15 protein-coding genes are annotated in these 17,183 nt (G+C 41.7%); 5 read left to right on the plus strand and 10 right to left on the minus strand.

Annotated elements, in window-relative coordinates; genetic code table 11:
• The 5 genes from F1644_RS14940 to aspS form a co-directional block, all read right to left on the minus strand.
• Entirely contained in the window at window positions 1-927 is a 927-nt protein-coding gene (locus tag F1644_RS14940; protein ID WP_118303571.1) for a rhomboid family protein, read from the minus strand.
• Window positions 928-940: 13 nt separating this feature from the next.
• Window positions 941-1,765: a rhomboid family intramembrane serine protease gene (locus F1644_RS14945; RefSeq protein ID WP_118303573.1), complete on the minus strand. Its 825-nt coding sequence runs from the start codon at window positions 1,763-1,765 to the stop codon at window positions 941-943.
• The gene (locus tag F1644_RS14950) at window positions 1,762-3,195 is read right to left on the minus strand and encodes a PSP1 domain-containing protein (RefSeq protein ID WP_087419626.1); all 1,434 of its coding nucleotides are present in this window, start codon (window positions 3,193-3,195) and stop codon (window positions 1,762-1,764) included. The genes F1644_RS14945 and F1644_RS14950 overlap by 4 nt, the downstream gene beginning before the upstream one ends.
• Window positions 3,196-3,303: 108 nt before the next feature.
• Entirely contained in the window at window positions 3,304-4,431 is a 1,128-nt protein-coding gene (locus F1644_RS14955) for a DNA polymerase III subunit (RefSeq protein ID WP_087419627.1), read from the minus strand.
• Between the two features lie 100 nt (window positions 4,432-4,531).
• Window positions 4,532-6,283, minus strand: a complete 1,752-nt coding sequence (gene aspS / locus F1644_RS14960) for an aspartate--tRNA ligase (RefSeq protein ID WP_118303575.1) — start codon at window positions 6,281-6,283, stop codon at window positions 4,532-4,534.
• Between the two features lie 562 nt (window positions 6,284-6,845).
• Between aspS and F1644_RS14965 the strand changes: the two genes are divergently transcribed.
• The 4 genes from F1644_RS14965 (at window position 6,846) to tyrS (ending at window position 11,109) form a co-directional block, all read left to right on the plus strand.
• Entirely contained in the window at window positions 6,846-8,072 is a 1,227-nt protein-coding gene (locus tag F1644_RS14965) for a hypothetical protein (RefSeq protein WP_118303577.1), read from the plus strand.
• Window positions 8,073-8,082: 10 nt separating this feature from the next.
• Window positions 8,083-9,093 carry a Kelch repeat-containing protein gene (locus F1644_RS14970; RefSeq protein WP_118303579.1) on the plus strand — a complete coding sequence of 337 codons (1,011 nt, stop codon included), beginning with the start codon at window positions 8,083-8,085 and terminating at the stop codon, window positions 9,091-9,093.
• 128 nt (window positions 9,094-9,221) lie between these two features.
• Entirely contained in the window at window positions 9,222-9,719 is a 498-nt protein-coding gene (locus F1644_RS14975; protein WP_087419629.1) for a CvpA family protein, read from the plus strand.
• Between the two features lie 97 nt (window positions 9,720-9,816).
• A complete protein-coding gene (tyrS, locus tag F1644_RS14980; RefSeq protein ID WP_118303581.1) occupies window positions 9,817-11,109 on the plus strand; it encodes a tyrosine--tRNA ligase in 1,293 nt (430 codons plus the stop codon).
• 186 nt (window positions 11,110-11,295) lie between these two features.
• Here tyrS and F1644_RS14985 read toward each other — a convergent pair whose 3' ends face one another.
• From F1644_RS14985 to F1644_RS15000, 4 genes are all read right to left on the minus strand, one after another.
• A complete protein-coding gene (locus tag F1644_RS14985; protein WP_118303583.1) occupies window positions 11,296-12,006 on the minus strand; it encodes an energy transducer TonB in 711 nt (236 codons plus the stop codon).
• A 211-nt stretch (window positions 12,007-12,217) separates the two neighbouring features.
• On the minus strand, window positions 12,218-13,450 hold the full coding sequence (hflX, locus tag F1644_RS14990) for a GTPase HflX (protein WP_118303585.1): 1,233 nt from the start codon (window positions 13,448-13,450) through the stop codon (window positions 12,218-12,220).
• Between the two features lie 63 nt (window positions 13,451-13,513).
• Window positions 13,514-14,206 carry an energy transducer TonB gene (locus F1644_RS14995; RefSeq protein ID WP_027200304.1) on the minus strand — a complete coding sequence of 231 codons (693 nt, stop codon included), beginning with the start codon at window positions 14,204-14,206 and terminating at the stop codon, window positions 13,514-13,516.
• 283 nt (window positions 14,207-14,489) lie between these two features.
• Window positions 14,490-15,185 (minus strand): energy transducer TonB, encoded by a 696-nt coding sequence (locus tag F1644_RS15000; RefSeq protein ID WP_118303587.1) that lies wholly within the window; start codon window positions 15,183-15,185, stop codon window positions 14,490-14,492.
• A 221-nt stretch (window positions 15,186-15,406) separates the two neighbouring features.
• Between F1644_RS15000 and F1644_RS15005 the strand changes: the two genes are divergently transcribed.
• On the plus strand, window positions 15,407-16,087 hold the full coding sequence (locus F1644_RS15005; RefSeq protein ID WP_118303589.1) for a 4'-phosphopantetheinyl transferase family protein: 681 nt from the start codon (window positions 15,407-15,409) through the stop codon (window positions 16,085-16,087).
• Between the two features lie 20 nt (window positions 16,088-16,107).
• Here F1644_RS15005 and F1644_RS15010 read toward each other — a convergent pair whose 3' ends face one another.
• Entirely contained in the window at window positions 16,108-17,181 is a 1,074-nt protein-coding gene (locus F1644_RS15010; protein ID WP_118303591.1) for a thioredoxin family protein, read from the minus strand.
• Between the last annotated feature and the right edge of the window lie 2 nt (window positions 17,182-17,183).

Here is a 17,183-nt window from a genome sequence, read left to right on the forward strand (position 1 = left end):
TCAATTGTTTTTCGATTTGAACAATATCTCCTTTTCTTCTTTTGTCAGGCTTTCATAACCATGTTTGGAGATTTTGTCCAAGATCCTGTTGATGCGGTCGTCTTTTCGTTTTTTGTACTCGTTATATTCCATGTCATTCATGTCCGAGACTTTCTTTTTGTACTTGACTCTCATGGTCTTCTTACGGAATAGGCGGCTGTTGCCTAACTTGGTGAAGAGGGATGAAAGTCCTTTGGTCAAGTCGAGATTGCGACGGAAAGACAAGGTGAAAAGATAACCGAACAAGGCTCCCCCGAGGTGGGCAATATGCCCTCCCGCGTTACCGCTGGGGATACTTAGAAGGTCTATGACTGCCGTGAAGATCGCCAGGTGAATAAGTTTCACCGGGCCGATCAGAAACACGTATATCTTGTAGTTCGGGTGATAAGTACACACGGCGAACACGATGGCCATGACGGATGCCGAGGCACCGATGGCCCACGACTGGTAACGTTCAAGCTCGAAAGCGGGAAACAAGGCGTAGGCAGCCATGTAAATGATAGCCCCGGTAATTCCCCCAAGGAGATACACTCCCGTGAGTTTCTGGCTGGAGAACGTGTTTTGAAAGATCGAACCGAACCAGTACAGCCAGAGCATATTAAACAACAAGTGTAGAAAACCGAACTGGGTGAACATGTAGGTAATTATCGTCCACGGCGTGTAAAGCAGGCGTTCCGGTAGTGCGGGAACACCCACGTAAGGCAACAGGAGTTGTTCGAATCCCCGTTGTCCGGCTAGTACGAAAAATACTTCCAGAATCTTGATGACGAGAAAAACACCGATATTGATATAGATCAGGCGGGTAAGTGCCGTTCCTTGTTTGAAGGAATTCTTTATCCCATTCCAGATTCCACCTGAAAAATTCGATCCATACGCCCTGTTGTACATAACCTATCTTTTTCTAGTAAAACTTTTTGCTGTGTTTTCGCCAGTAAAGAATCAGGAAGAAACCGAAAAGCATACCACCCAAGTGTGCAAAGTGAGCCACGTTGTCACCTACCGAATTCTGTAAACCGAAGAACAATTCGGCGGCACCGTACAAAAGCACGAAATACTTCGCCTTGATGGGAATGGGAATGAACATCAAGTATAATTCGGTGTTCGGGAACAACATACCGAATGCCAGCAATATGCCGAAGACAGCCCCGGATGCCCCGATAGTCGGAACGTTGGTATAGGCCTGAATAATACTTTGCATGTAATATTCTGCCTGTCCGGTAAACTGCGAACTGGCAGGTGCGGCATTCCAGGCATCGACAAATTGCATCAATTGCGAAAGTAACCTAGGGTTGCTCACGTGAGAGCGGACGAACTCGGCGAAGACTCCCGCGTCGGGAGTACTTTGGAATGCATAGAATTGTTCCTGCATATTGTGTAGCCCGTACCAGCTTACCAGCGAGTGGAGTGCGGCAGCACCTAATCCGGTAACAAAATAGTAAATAATAAAACGTTTGGTACCCCATACCGATTCCAGTATCCGGCCGAACATGAACACGGCAAACATATTGAAGAAAAGGTGAGTAAGCCCTTCTTGCGTGAACATATGCGTGATATACTGGTAGATCTGGAAATACTGGGATTGCGGCAAGTGCATTCCAAGTATATTGACAAGATCAACGTCCGACCGCTGGCCGATCATGTTAACAGCTAGGAAAACGAGCACGTTGATAATGATGATGATCTTTACTGCCGGGGTGATCCCGGCGAAGGGTCTATAATTGTTCATTGTTCAGCAGGTTTATTATTTTCCTTGTTTTCCGGTTTATTGTTTTTGTCTTGTTTACGTAACACTTTCGGTCCATCCGGGCGATTTGCCGGTTTCTCGTTGGAACGATTACCCTGTTGGTTGTTATTCCGGTTTTCGGGGCGGTGCTTGGGCCTGTTGCCTTGCCTGTTTTCGTTTCTATTCTCGTTCCTGTTTTCAGGCTTATTCCCCGTGTTGTTCCCCGGATTCTCCTTGGGTTTATTCTCGTTATTCGTGTTGTTGTTCTCTTTCTGGTTGTTTTTCCGGTTATTACGGTTTCTGGAGTGATTTCGTTTGCCTTGATTTTGTTTTTTCTCGTCAAAACGATTCAAGCTTTCTTCTCCCACCCCGTCCGTGTAACCGATGTTCACTTGTTCTTCTTTTTCGACATCGACAGCTTTTGCCGGAATTTGTCCCCGTTTGTTCATGGCGATGATCTCTTTCACACGGGCAACGGATAGTTTGATTAACGTACCGCGTCCTTCTTTGTCGAAAGAGTAGGACATATTGCGACCGAAAATATCTGTTTTCTGGTGATATAGCATACCTTCGCCCGTGTTCAGCCAAATATTGGTGGACGGGAAATCTTTTTGCTCGTCAATATAAGCATCGACTTCGTAATTCAGACAACATTTCAACTTACCACATTGTCCTGCCAGCTTTTGCGGGTTCAAGGAAATGTCCTGATAACGGGCGGCAGAAGTGGAAACGGAAATAAAGTTCGTGATGAACGTGGAACAGCATAATTTACGTCCACACGACCCGATTCCCCCGATACGTCCTGCCTCCTGACGGGCCCCGATCTGTTTCATCTCGATCCGGATGTGGAATGTTTCCGCCAGAATCTTGATCAGTTTCCGGAAATCCACGCGGTCATTGGCGATGTAGTAGAAAATGGCTTTTGTCTTGTCCCCTTGGTACTCCACGTCCCCGATCTTCATGTCAAGTCCGAGTTCGGCAGCGATAACACGTGAGCGGATCATCGTGTCGTGTTCCAAGGCGATGGCCTGTTGCCATTTCTCGATGTCGTGGGGTTTTGCCTTCCGGTATATCTTTTTCAAGGGATTACGTTCCAAGTCGACTTTTTTCAGTCTCATCTGTTCCCGCACGAGTTCTCCCGTGAGGGATACAATCCCGATGTCGTGTCCAAGAGCTGCCTCCACGGCCACGATGTCCCCGATATTCAGTTTCAGGTTACTGTTGTTTAAATAAAAACCTTTCCTTGTATTTTTAAACCGGACTTCCACGATTTCAGAAGGAGTGCATCCTTCCGGGGTATCTTCCATCCAGTTATATACAGTGAGTTTTCCTGCCAGCAGGCGGTGGTCAATCACGGGGACAACCTGTGGTTGTTGCTTTATATTTTTGTTTTCGGAGTTATTCTGTACTTCTTCTTCGTTTATCTCGCTCATACTGTATTAATTGAAAATTGAAAATTGAAAATTGAAAATGATGTGATATTTATTTTCGGTTTTCAATGGTTCAATTTTTAGTTTATATCTTTTAGTTTTTCATGTTTTTCACGGTCTGATGTTTTGCATCACCTTGATGCAGAGATCCGTGAAAATTATTTTCCCGTTCCCGTTCCGGATGATGTCGCTATATGCACGTTCAAATTCATCGAAAAGGGGAATAATATTGCCTTCATGAACGTAGGGAGAGAATCTCGTGGAGAAGGTTTTCTCCCGTTCAGTCATGTATACTATTTTTTCAATACCAAAGTTTCTGACAAAGTTTTCCCGTAACATACGGATGCAATGCATCAGGAAACTTTTTTGCTTTTCTCTTCCGAGAGAAGCGAGTTCATTGACAAATTCGTTGACGGGGAGCATTTTTCGTTCCCAGCAGAGACGCATCATCTGCACGAATTTCTCTTGATTGTAAACAGATTCGTCGGTCTCGTTCAGCATGCGGAGGGCTCTCAGCCAGCTACCGGATGCCACGTGAGCGACTTGATCGGCCGAGTCCCGGACCAGGTGTTTTTGAAGAACCAGTTGTTCCGCTATGTTTTCTTGGGTCAGAGGGGGTACCTTGATCCGCTGTGTCCGTGAGAGAATCGTGGTAATGATTTCTTCCGCGTGTTCGGTGACCAGTAGGAATAACGTGTTTGGATAAGGTTCTTCCAGTATCTTTAAAAGTTTGTTGGAACATTCCGTTTTCATCTTTTCGGGTAACCAGATGATCATGACCTTGTAGTCCGATTCGAAGGATTTCAGGTTGAGTTTCCGGAGGATGTTCCCGCTTTCTTCCGTGTATATCAATGCTTGAGCGTTCTCGTCGGCACCCATGGCTCCCAGCCATTCTTCCATGTCTATGTATGGACTTTTGAGCAGAAGGCTACGCCATTCGTTGATATACTCGTCACTGATCGGTGTTTTTATTTTGGCAGATTTTACCACGGGAAAGACAAAGTGTAAATCCGGATGGATCAGTTTCTGCATCTTCTTGCACTCCGGGCAGATCCCGCAAGCGTCTTCATGTTTGTCGCCCGTGCAGAAGAGGTATTGCGTGAAAGCTAACGCCAGGGCAAGTGATCCCGCTCCCGTGTCACCGGAAAAGAGTTGTGCATGACTGATTCTTCCCGTTTGCAGGGAAGTAATCAGTCTTTGCTTTATCTCTTCATGTCCTATGACGTCTTTAAAAAACACCTTATTAATTTTAGATTTTAAATTTTAGATTTTAGATTCCAGCCGCACGAATCAACGCTTTTTTTTCGACAGGAATCATAAATTCATTCATTTTCAATTGTCAATTTTCCATTTTCAATTGAATGCCCAGTTCCTTGAATTGCTCCGGAGAGATTTCAGAAGGGGAGTCAATCATCACGTCACGCCCGGAGTTGTTCTTCGGGAAGGCAATCACGTCGCGGATAGAATCCAACCCGGCGAACATAGAGGCTAACCGGTCGAAACCGAATGCGATACCGCCATGAGGAGGCGCCCCGTATTTGAATGCACCCATAAGGAAGCCGAATTGAGCCTGTGCGGCCTCGTGAGTGAAGCCCAAGCAATCGAACATTTTGGATTGTAATGCCGAGTCGTGAATACGGATAGAACCACCACCGACTTCCACGCCGTTAATGACCATATCGTAAGCATTGGCACGTACTTTACCCGGGTCGGTATCCATTAATGGAATATCCTCCAGCTTGGGAGACGTGAACGGGTGGTGCATCGCGTAGAAACGTTGGGTTTCTTCGTCCCATTCCAGCAAGGGAAAGTCTACTACCCACAACGGTTTGAAGACATCCTTATCCCGTAATCCCATACGGTTACCCATTTCCAAGCGTAACTCGCACAATTGAGGGAGGGTTTTGAATTTCGGACCTACTAGAATCAGAATCAGGTCTCCCGCTTCTGCCTTGCAGGTTTCTGCCCATACTTTCAAGTCGCTTTCCGTGTAGAATTTATCAACAGAGGATTTGAATGTCCCGTCCTCGTTGTATTTCACGTAAACCAATCCTTTGGCTCCAATCTGTGAACGTTTCACGAATTCGGTCAACTCGTCCAGTTGTTTACGGGTATATCCGGCACATTTAGGTGCGCAGATGGCCCCGATATATTCAGCATCGTTGAACACGGCGAAATCTTTCCCTTTGGCAACGGCAGTCAAATCCATGATCTTCATCCCGAAACGAAGGTCCGGTTTATCGCATCCGTATTGCTCCATGGCATCCATCCAAGTCATTTTTTCCAATTTGGGAATATCCACGCCACGAACTTCTTTGAACAAGTGACTGATCAAACCTTCGAAAACTTCCAACACGTCTTCTTGTTCCACGAATGACATTTCGCAGTCGATCTGTGTGAATTCGGGTTGCCGGTCAGCCCGTAAATCCTCGTCCCGGAAACATTTCACGATCTGGAAATAGCGGTCGAAACCGGAAACCATCAGCAATTGTTTGAAGGTCTGCGGACTTTGTGGCAAGGCGTAGAATTGGCCTTGGTTCATACGGGAAGGTACCACGAAATCGCGGGCCCCCTCGGGGGTACTTTTGATTAATACCGGGGTTTCTACCTCGATAAAGTTCAAGTTACTCAAGTAGTTCCGGGTCAATTGCGCCATACGGTGGCGTAATTCCAGATTTTTGCGAACGCAGGAACGACGTAAATCCAAGTAACGGTATTTCATCCGGATCTCATCACCCCCGTCGGTTTGATCCTCGATCGTGAAAGGCGGTACTTCCGATTCGCTCAGAACATTCAATTCATTCACGATAATCTCGATGTCGCCTGTCGGTATTTTATTATTTTTGCTGGCTCTTTCGATCACCCTACCCTTTACCTGGATCACGAATTCACGTCCGAGCTTTGCCACGTTAGCTTTAATTTCTTCGGGAGCCGATTCCTCGACAACCAATTGGGTAATCCCGTAACGGTCACGAAGATCCACGAAGGTCATGGCTCCAAGTTTCCGTACTTTTTGTACCCATCCGCTAAGACAAACGCTTTCATTCACGTTCTCCATTCTTAGCTGCCCACAAGTATGTGTTCTATACATAAATTCTCAATTTTAATTCTGGCATAAACATTGTGCGAAAATAGTAAGAATTTGTCAGTTTAAGGCATAAATAATTGAAAATTGAAGTGCGAATACTGAAAATGAAGAGATCCGTGGGAGATCGACGGGAGTTGAGAGGGAGATCGATGCCTACGGGAAGTTGATAACGGTTTTTCCTAGGTATTAAAGACAATCTAATTAGCCGGGTTTAACTCGTGGGGGAATCGGCTTTGTCTCGTCTTTGGGGACCGAACTTGTTATTAATTCTTGTATTGTACTTTCGGTGTTGTAAATATTACAATATACGTGTGTAATCATTGATTTTATGTTGGAATGAATATAAATTGGGGTTCGATAATGGCATCTTAGCTATTATTGGTGTTGATTTTTTGAAAATTGATTTGCGAAATAAAAAAATGTTTGAGTTGAAATAACTGCTATTTTCGTTATCTTTGTTTTGTGGGGCAATTTATTCGATAAAAGCGTTTGTAAGAAAGGAGGCAAAACATTACGTGAATAATTTGTTTTGTGATAAAATTTAGTTTATTTTAAAATTATAGTAATGAAAACAAAACAAATATTGTTGGCATTTGTGTGCCTAGGGTGTGCATTTTGTCTTTTGAATTCTTGTTCAAAGAATTTAGAATTAATACCGTCTCCGGTGGATGATAATTCTATCGAGATTCAGTTAAAAAATGGTATGTTAGTATTTCCAAGTAGGATGGTGTTAAGTAAGGTTTTAAGTGGAAAGGAAGATGTGCAGATGAATCAGTTTGTAGAAATCTTTACCTCTCAAAAAGATTTGATGGATGAGGTTGTACAAGCAGAACAGGAATATATGACCTATTTGGATACATTGAAAGAAGTTGTCTTTGAAACAGCAAGTGAACATAGTGGGGTGTATGACGATTACTTGCAAAGAGGAATTATTAAAAAAGTATTTTATGGTGATGGGACATCTTCTTATGATTTAAATTTGGCAGAACCACTTTATGCTAAGGTGATAAATAGAGATGGATATTTTGCAATAAAAGATACAATCTTTCAAATCACTCCAAGATATAAGAAAATTTGGTTAGGAGGAGACTTGAATAATTATATGTTATTGAATTCTTATACAAAATCAAGTGAGAGTGAAAATATTTTTGTAGTAGATTATTCCCAGAAAATAACAGCAACTTCTGATGTAGGGGAGAGTCGAACGAATTTTCCAATAACGATTCGGGATCAAAATGTAGGGATGTATGTACTTCCTGATCCTGTTATTTCGGAAAATGCGCGATTAGCGTTTATTTTTTATGATAGGACAACTCCGATTTTTGCAAAAAAAAGTTATTTACGGGATACATATTGTCGTGTAATTTGTCAAAAACGTAAACGTGATACAAACGAATATGGTTATGAATTACAATTGTATAATTATTCTTTTTTTGTATATGTTTTAATTGATGGTGTTGAAAATATGTTTGGTATTGAAGGATCTGCGACAGGATACAATGATTATTATACTGTGTATACTATGTACCAAATGATGGTTGCTGGTCATGAGCCGTTTGAATTTGATGGCGAGTATTATCAAATTAGTAAATTTGATTGTAGATATTATTGGGAAAAATGGGAAAAAATTACAGAGGAACATCCTGTTCCTGGAAAGCTTGCAACTGCAACAGTTGGAATTTTTATGGAACAAGGTGCAACAACTCCTTTTAAATATTATTTTCAGCCTTATCAAGGTAATGGGCATGGTGGTACTGGTGGTTACTGGTTAACAGAGATAATTCCTGATTAATTTTTTACATATGAAATGTAGGTTAATAATTAGTATCGTTTTTCTGATCACGATACAAATAGCGTGTAGTAATGATGAGGCAACGTTTCCGGGAAGATGGTATGAGGATGGTGATTTTGGGATGGGATCTTGTCTTTCTAAGTATAAAAATGGAGGAGTTTCCTTTGAAATAGGAGGTGATATAGTTGTTGGCATGGGAGATAATTTTTTGCGTTTTGATGGTAATGAAGCTCAATGGAAAGTTGTGGATAAATTTCCAGGAAAGGCACGTAAAGGTGCTGTTGCTTTTGTTATGGAAGATAAGGCTTACGTTGGACTTGGTTATTCGGTAGAAGGTAAAGATAAAGTGTATTATAGTGATTTTTGGGTATATGATGGAAAGACGCATAGTTGGGAAATTGAACCTTTGTCTTTTTCATTTCCAGGGAAACCTCGGGGGCATGCTGTCGCTTTTACTCTTGGTAGTTTTGCATACGTCGGTACAGGTGAGTATGATGGGTATAGTTTAAAAGATTTTTATAAATTTGATCCCTCAAATGGATGGCGTGTATTTACTAGTTTACGACATTCTTTTCATGGTGCTGTTGCTTTTGTGGCAGATGGTTGTGCTTATATATGTACCGGAGGAGGAAATTTATCATCCCAGCAAATTATTTATAAGAATTATGACTTGTTTATAGGTATGTATAAATTATCTCTTGGGTCAAATAACTGGGAGACCTTGGGACCATTTGATGGACTGGAAGGAACGTTGGATATTCGTAGAATTTATGCATCTTGTTTCGTGTTGAATCGAGGTGGGAAAGATTATGCATATATTGTGTCTGGGGTGAACAAATATAATCGGCCAATAGCATCTTGTATGGAATATAATCCAAGAAAAGAAAAATGGCAAGAAGTTGCTTTTTTACCAGAACCTACAGTAGAGGGTGTTGGTTTTACTCTTGATGGAAAGGAAGGATTTGTAACTGTTGACCGTGATTTAGGGGTAGATAATACACTTTGGAAATTTAGACGATAAGTTAACATACAATATTACTAAAAATTTTGCTCACCTCGGGAATTCTTACGGGGTGAGTTTTTTTAATATTATTGTTCCGATTTTGTGATGAAACGTGGACAATTGTTTATCTTTGAAATCTGAATGAAATGATTAATAATTTAACGGTGAATTACATTGATGTGATTATATTGCTTCCGTTGGTATACGGGGCTTATAAAGGGTTTAGTCAGGGGTTGATTGTTGAGATGTCAACGTTGTTTGCGTTGGTGTTAGGAGTTTTTATCTCGTTGAGATATGCCGTGAACGTGGAGGGCTTTTTGAAAGATTTCGTGGCTTTGCCGGAATCGTATGCCTATTACATCGCTTTCGCCGTGACTTTTCTGCTGGTCATTATCGTGATGCATCTGCTTGGGAAATTGTTGACCAAGTTGATTGATATGGTTTCATTGGGACTGTTTAACAAGTTATTCGGGATCGTTCTGGGCGTGTTGAAAGCTGCGATCGTGGTATGCGTGGTGCTTTTCATCGTGAATGCGCTGGACGTTCGTTATGATTTTATTTCGGCAAAAACGAAAGGTGACAGCTTGTTGTACAAACCTTTTGTTAACTTTGCAAATGGCGTTTACGAAAGTGCGATAAAATAAGCTAAAAACTAAAAGCTAAAAACTAAAAGATAAGAGTTGAAGAACTCGTAACTTATTAACTTATAACTCGCAAATGCGAATTAAAAATTAAGAATCGATGAATTTTGTTGAAGAACTAAGATGGAGAGGGATGATTCATAATATCATGCCGGGAACCGAAGAACAATTAGCAAAAGAACAAACGACGGCTTATGTCGGAATTGACCCGACGGCTGATTCGTTACATATAGGTCACCTCGTGTCGGTTATGATGATGAAACATTTACAGATGGCCGGGCATAAACCGATTTTCGTGATTGGTGGAGCAACGGGTATGATCGGAGATCCCAGCGGTAAATCCTTAGAACGGAATTTGTTGGACGAGGATACCATTCAAAAGAACATGGCGGGAATTAAAGTCCAGTTGTCCAAGTTTATTGATTTCAATTCGAGCGAGCCGAATGCGGCAATCATGGTAAATAATTATGACTGGATGAAAAACTTCTCTTTTCTCGATTTTATACGAGAAGTGGGAAAACATATCACGGTGAATTACATGATGTCGAAGGATTCCGTGAAAAAACGATTGAGTGCCAATTCAACTAACGGGATGTCATTCACGGAGTTTACCTATCAATTGGTGCAGGGGTATGATTTTTTGTATTTACGTCGTAATTATAACTGCCTGTTGCAAATGGGTGGTTCCGATCAATGGGGAAATATCACCACGGGGGGCGAATTGATTCGCCGGAAAGATGGTGGGGAGGCTTATGGTTTGACCTGGCCGTTGATGACCAAGAGTGACGGTAAGAAATTCGGAAAAACAGAGTCGGGTAACGTGTGGTTGGATCCACAACGGACTTCTCCATACAAGTTCTATCAATTCTGGCTGAACAGCACGGACGAGGACGCTGCCCGGTATATCAAAATTTTCACGATATTGCCACCGGCAGAGATTGATGCCTTGATTGCAGAGCATCAAGAAGCTCCGCATTTGAGAAAATTGCAGAAAGTATTGGCGAAGGAGGTGACTTGTTTGATACACGGGGAAGAAGCCTATGATTCAGCTTTGGAGGCCTCCCAAATTCTTTTTGGTAATGCAACATCCGATGCGTTGAAACGTTTGGATGAAGACACGTTATTGTCTGTTTTTGAAGGGGTGCCTCAATTTGACGTTGCACGAACTGATTTAGAGGCCGGAATTCATATCGTGGACTTGATGGCAGAGAAAACTTCCATGATGTCTTCAAAAGGAGAGGCTCGGCGTGCATTGAAGGGAAATGCGATCAGTATAAATAAGGAGAAAGTGCAGGATCAAGAATTAGTGGTTACTCCCGAATATTTGATCGACGGTAAGTTTATCCTTTTGCAAAGCGGGAAAAAGAATTATTTCTTGATTACGGTGAAATAAATCGGTTTATAAGGTTCATAAAGTTATAAAGTCCGTAAAGTCTATAAGGTCACGGGTGTCCTTCGGACTGTGTTTGTCTGCAGCTTAAGCTGCAGTGGATAAAGCACCCCGCGAGGGGTCCATGAACTTTATAAACCTTACAAACTTTATAGACTTTATGAACGAAGGTGTGCTTTCGCACACCTTTTATTGTAATTGAAAATTAATAGGAACCGTGAAAGATACTCTCACCGGTTTTTGTCTTTGCTTTCCAGGAGTCCATTTTGGCATGGATTGAATGACACGAATGGCTTCCTTGTCTAGTGAAGGGTCCACGGACCTGGTGACCTTTACGTTTGAAACGCTACCGTCTTTCTCGATGACAAATTGTACAAAAACTTTACCTTGGATGTTGTTTTCTTGAGCAATCATCGGGTATTTGATGTGCTTGGAAATCCATTTTTGTACATTGCCTCCTGGAAATTTGGGCATTTCTTCAACAACCGCAAATACTTCGGATTCCCCGGAATATTCATCTCCATACCCGTATTCCCCTTCGTACCCGTTACCCGTGCCGCTAAAGTCGTAAACTCCGTGGTTGGCAACGTTGGCATCCACGTCCATGATATCCAAGTTGTCATCCAGATTTATTTCTTCATCTACGATCTCTATTAAGTCGGTTAACCGGGGTGCAGGAGGTGGTGGCGGAAGAGCTTGTTGTATTCGTTGGGTGACGGGTATGATCTCTTCATCCAATTGTTCTTCCGTGTTTATTACTATGAAGCCTTCTTCCATCTTCACGTCGACTTTCCACTCGAAAGCAAGGAATATGCAGGCTAATGCTACGATTAGTCCGATCTCGAAGAAGATTCCTTTTTTGTTTTCGAGGTTTGCCTTTGATGATTTCTTTACTTCCATAATGTTTATTTATGATGGTTAAGCTTATACCTCTAATATACAAAAAATTAGCCAGAAATCAAAATAAACGAATGGTTTTGTCAGAAAATAGGTGAAAGATGTATAATTATATATATTGCTGATTTTCAGTATAAAAAAGGAGCGGCATCCGAATGTCGCTCCTGAAGGGGAAAGGGTCTGGTTTCCTTGTTTTTTTGTCTTGATTGGCACCTTATTTTGTTTCTTCGTCTATTTCGAAATCTTGGTATAAGAAATCGTTGAACGGGAAACGTGCCGAGTGAATGTCTTTGGCAATCTCGTATATCTTTTCTTTCAATTCCTCGATATTTTCTTTAGATTTAGCCGAGATGTATACGGTTTCTCCTTCCTGTTTGGACATCCACATTTGTTTCAAGTCCTCTAGGCTATAGTTTTTCCGCTCGATGGGAGTGAGATCATCTTCCTCCTTTTTCGTGTACGTGAAGGCGTCTATTTTATTGAATACTGTAATAGTGGGTTTAGAATTATCCATTAACTCACCCAGTGTTTCGTTCACGACCCGGATTTGATCCTCGAATTGGGGATGGGAGATGTCAACTACATGCAAAATGACATCTGCTTCTCTCACCTCGTCCAGCGTGGATTTGAATGATTCTACCAGGTGATGGGGAAGTTTACGGATAAAACCGACCGTGTCCGCTAGTAGTAGCGGGACGTTCTTTATGGCTATCTTGCGTACCGTGGTATCCAGGGTTGCGAAAAGTTTGTTCTCTGCGAATACTTCCGATTTGCTCAGGAGATTCATGAGCGTGGATTTTCCCACGTTCGTATAGCCCACTAAGGCTACTCGTACGAGTTTTCCGCGGTTTTTCCGTTGTGTGACCATCTGTTTGTCAATCTTGGCCAACTGCTCTTTCAAACGGGTGATTTTGTCCCGGATGATACGTCTGTCGGTCTCGATTTCACTTTCTCCCGGACCGCGAAGTCCAATACCTCCTTTTTGTCTTTCCAAGTGAGTCCACATTCCCGTCAGACGAGGAAGTAGGTATTGATATTGTGCCAGTTCAACTTGAGCTTTTGCTTCTGCTGTACGGGCTCTTTTGGCAAAAATATCCAAGATGAGGTTGGTACGGTCAAGGACTTTTCTGCCTTTTAGTTCTCTTTCCAGATTTCTGATTTGTGTCGGGCTTAGTTCATCATCAAAAATAATCAAGTCAATATCGTTATCTTCGACGTATGTTTTGATTTCTTCCAATTTTCCTTTACCGACAAAGGTAGCCGTTACCGGCTTATCCAAGTTTTGCGTGAATATTTTCACGGTTTCCGCTCCTGCCGTTTCTGCTAGGAACGCAAGTTCGTCCAAGTATTCACACATCATATCGTAGCTGATGTTTTCTGATTGTAGCGCTACACCTACAAGAATGGCTTTTTCTGCTTCTTTTTTCGTGTAAAAATATTCGCTCATAAATAGGAAAAGAAGGGGCTGACGATGATCGACAGCCCCTTGTTATAATTTAACATGTCTTATTTACTGTAACTGGAAGTTGATAGGTACAGTGTAAGATACTCGAACCGGTTTACCTCTCTGTTTTCCAGGTTTCCATTTCGGCATGGCTTTTACCACGCGGATAGCCTCCTTGTCCAAAGATGGGTCAACGGATCTGGCAACTTTCACGTCGCTAACACTACCGTCTTTCTCGATCACAAATTGTACGAAAACTTTACCCTGAATGTTATTTTCCTGTGCGATCATCGGGTATTTTACGTTTTTCGCAATCCATTTTTGTACACTACCTCCGGGGAACTGCGGCATATCTTCTACTACTTGGAAAATATCAGCTTCTCCATCGCTCTCTTCTTCTCCCCAGCTGTCTCCGTCGTAATCGAAGTTATAATTATTCTTGTTTTCAACGTCAGCTTCAGCGTCATCGATTTCAAGTTCCTCGTCAATACTTAATTCATCTTCCACGATCTCGATCAAGTCCGTCAATTTCGGGGCTGGAGGAGGAGGTGGGGGTGGTTTCATCATTTGTTGAGTAATAGGAATAATTTCCTCCTCAACCTGCTCTTCTTGGGTAATAACAAACCCTTCTTCTACTTTCGTGTTGGTCTTCCAGTTGAAAGCACTCAGTAGAATCCCTAGAGCTATAACAAAACCGATCTCAAGGAAAATGGTCTTTTTCCCTTCAAGATCTGCTTTAGGTGATTTTTTTACTTCCATGTTATTAGTTTAATATTATAGTTCTGTTTTTCTCACAATTTGCGTGGGTAAAAATAGTCAAATTCATAATAAACCGCAATATTTCTCCCCTTTTTTTTGAAGAAAATGTTAAAATGATCGCTAAACTTCATTAAAATCTTCTTAAAAGTTAGAGTTGTTGTTCATATCAGGTTGGTTTCATGTCGATGATGGCTTGGGAGAGGAAAAGTAAAAAAGGACAACCAATTTAAGGTTGTCCTTTTTCGGGATGTTCGTATTGTATGTAAATCACTGTATGTTTCTCTTACCTTAACTGGAATGTAATCGGAATGGTAAACCGAACTCTTACGGCTTTGTCCCGTTGCATTCCCGGAATCCATTTCGGCATGGCCTTAACCACGCGGATAGCTTCTTGTGACAAATCCGGATCAGCGGAACGAACCACGTTAATGGAACTGATGCTACCGTCTTTCTCAACCACGAATTCAACAAACACTTTTCCTCCGATGCCCATTTCTGCACATCTTGCCGGGTATCTTAAATTTTTCCTAAGCCATTTGTTCAAGTCTCCGTTAAAACGAGGCATTTTTTCAACTGTAAAGAACGGAAGATCTCCCTCTCCGGGATCATCACCCTCGTCATCATACCCGCTCTGCCAGTCGGTCGCCTTACCCGTTAAAGAGCCTTTCGTGTTTGCGTTATCATCAACAACGTCCATCTCATTTTCAAGATCCATCTCGTTTTCCACGACCTCGATGAAATCCAAAGGTTTCACGGAAATCTTGGGAAGTGGTTGTGAAGCTCTTTGTGGTACAAAAACGGGAAGAACTTCCTCTATATCACTCGTCTCAACAGGAAACGTGATCTCTTTGGCCTCTTCCTGGTAGTATTTTGTCTCAAAGGCAAAAAACACCGTAGCCAAGGCTACAATAAAACCGATCTCGCGGAAAATAAACCGCTTGTTCTCAAGATCGGAACGGGATGTTTTCTTTGCTTCCATGACGTTTATCTTTAAATGTTATTTAAACGTTAATTTGATGTTTCAAAAATAGAAGATAAAAATGATATAAACAAGTTTTTTGCCGAGAAATGTGAATATTTTCTTAAAATTTTTACCCTATAATTTTAAAATAACGTTAAGATGCCCGTGTTTATTAGGTTTTCTGGATTATTTGTTTTAGAAAAGAAAATAGTTGTCTCTAACTTTTTTACCTTTGTGTTATGATTGAAGTATTATTTATTCAAATTCCGGCAGGAGCTAATCGGGATAAAATGTTTGCCGGGTTACGATCTGTTGTGTCTAAAGAATGTTATGCCGAAGTCCTCGGGTATGGGAACAAGGAAGTTGCTCTTCGCAGGTTGTTAGGAGAGGCGTTGGTTCGTTTTGCTCTGAAAAAATATTGGAATCTGACTTCGGAAGATTATCGGATTGACCGGGGAGAGAAGGGAAAACCTTTTATTGTGGGCGTAGAAAATGTATTTTTTAATATTTCACATTCGGGGGATTACGTTGTTTGCGCCGTGTCCGACCGGGAGATCGGTATTGATATTGAAAAACGGGCAAAAGCTCGTATGGAAGTTGCGGGACGTTTTTTTCACGGGGAAGAGGTGGCACAATTGAAAATGTTGGAAGAGGATAAACAAGATCAATTATTTTTTAATTACTGGTCTGTGAAGGAAAGTTTTTTGAAATATATAGGTACCGGATTGGCCCGCCCGTTGAATAGTTTTATTGTTTCGTTTTCCGGGGAAGGTGTGTCTTTATTTGAAGGGGGAAATAAGTTACCGCTGTACGTGCATACCTGTCCGGTGGATGATGGATATGCCTGTCATGTCTGTTGTGAGTACGGCGAATTAACGGGGATACATGAAATCTTTTTAGAAGAGATCACCGGGTGTTAGATGATCTCTTCGTGGGGTTATTACTTGATGCGTGTAATTATTTTTTCGACTTGTTTTGTTTGAGTCGGTTGGAGTTTTTTGCAGATATCCTCCAAATAAGAACAAGCTTTCTCTTTCTGTTGTTGATTTGCTATTTGTTGGAATCCTTGGAGTTCTTGCAACACGTTCATTTGTTCTTTGGTATCTGTAATCCGTTCGGGTAGATCCCGTAATACCGTGAGAATTTCAGGTATCCTGTCTTTTTGCTTGTTGTCGATTATTTGGCGGAATAACATACAATACCTTAGTGAAAGAACTCCTTTATAATGGTCTTTTTCAAAAAGTTTAAGGTCAGCGATGCGTTTCTCGAAGTCTATTCCCATTGATTTAAAGATACGGAATTCTTCTAAATAGGCCGACATGATTTTCTCTTCGACTTCTTGCTGTCCGATTTGTTTGCTAAAAGCTTTTCGATTGTCAACCAGATAGCGGAATAGAGGGGTGTCGACATTTGTTATTTCTGTTTTAATGAGGGACCAGTTTTCTGCTTCGCATAGTTTTTTGACTCCCAGTTGGGGCATCGTTTCTCCCAGAACGATTTGTAGTTTTTGTTTATCCTGTTTTTGCAAAATAGTTATATATTTTTTTAGAAACGCCTGCTCCCGGTTTCCTTCGGCGTACTCCTTGTTTAATTCTGTCAGTTCGATTGCGTTTTTGACTTTTTGCACGAAATTATCTTCAGGCTTTGACACGGCTCCCCCGTCCATGCGGCAATAGAGACTCCCGTCATGGTTGATGAACAAGTATGTCGGATAGAATTGTACGTTGTATTTTTGAGCAATATCAATCCCTTCTCCCTCCTGCATATCTTTCATGATGCAGATATAGTTCTTGTTGAAATATTCCCCGCATTCTTTTAACGGGAAAATAAATTTAACCATGTATTTGCATGGTCCGCAGGTTTTCGTGTAACAGTCAATGAATAATTTCTTCCCGGTTGTTTTTGCTTTTGCCAAGGCTTCCTGAAAGGTTAGATCCTCGAAGTTCGTACCTTCTTGAGCAATGCTGTTGCTGGCTAGAAGAAGTAATAAGCTAATGATAGAAATAAATTTCATGG

The organism is Butyricimonas paravirosa (assembly GCF_032878955.1).
In the GTDB taxonomy this organism is placed as follows: domain Bacteria; phylum Bacteroidota; class Bacteroidia; order Bacteroidales; family Marinifilaceae; genus Butyricimonas; species Butyricimonas paravirosa.

Excerpts from the sequence above, each read along its gene's own strand:
- F1644_RS14970 (WP_118303579.1), top strand. The coding sequence starts at position 8,083 with ATGAAATGTAGGTTAATAATTAGTATCGTTTTTCTGATCACGATACAA.
- F1644_RS14965 (WP_118303577.1), top strand. The coding sequence starts at position 6,846 with ATGAAAACAAAACAAATATTGTTGGCATTTGTGTGCCTAGGGTGTGCA.
- aspS (WP_118303575.1), bottom strand. The coding sequence starts at position 6,283 with ATGTATAGAACACATACTTGTGGGCAGCTAAGAATGGAGAACGTGAAT.
- hflX (WP_118303585.1), bottom strand. The coding sequence starts at position 13,450 with ATGAGCGAATATTTTTACACGAAAAAAGAAGCAGAAAAAGCCATTCTT.
- F1644_RS14985 (WP_118303583.1), bottom strand. The coding sequence starts at position 12,006 with ATGGAAGTAAAGAAATCATCAAAGGCAAACCTCGAAAACAAAAAAGGA.
- F1644_RS15000 (WP_118303587.1), bottom strand. The coding sequence starts at position 15,185 with ATGGAAGCAAAGAAAACATCCCGTTCCGATCTTGAGAACAAGCGGTTT.
- F1644_RS14940 (WP_118303571.1), bottom strand. The coding sequence starts at position 927 with ATGTACAACAGGGCGTATGGATCGAATTTTTCAGGTGGAATCTGGAAT.
- tyrS (WP_118303581.1), top strand. The coding sequence starts at position 9,817 with ATGAATTTTGTTGAAGAACTAAGATGGAGAGGGATGATTCATAATATC.
- F1644_RS15010 (WP_118303591.1), bottom strand. The coding sequence starts at position 17,181 with ATGAAATTTATTTCTATCATTAGCTTATTACTTCTTCTAGCCAGCAAC.
- F1644_RS14995 (WP_027200304.1), bottom strand. The coding sequence starts at position 14,206 with ATGGAAGTAAAAAAATCACCTAAAGCAGATCTTGAAGGGAAAAAGACC.
- F1644_RS15005 (WP_118303589.1), top strand. The coding sequence starts at position 15,407 with ATGATTGAAGTATTATTTATTCAAATTCCGGCAGGAGCTAATCGGGAT.
- F1644_RS14945 (WP_118303573.1), bottom strand. The coding sequence starts at position 1,765 with ATGAACAATTATAGACCCTTCGCCGGGATCACCCCGGCAGTAAAGATC.
- F1644_RS14950 (WP_087419626.1), bottom strand. The coding sequence starts at position 3,195 with ATGAGCGAGATAAACGAAGAAGAAGTACAGAATAACTCCGAAAACAAA.
- F1644_RS14975 (WP_087419629.1), top strand. The coding sequence starts at position 9,222 with ATGATTAATAATTTAACGGTGAATTACATTGATGTGATTATATTGCTT.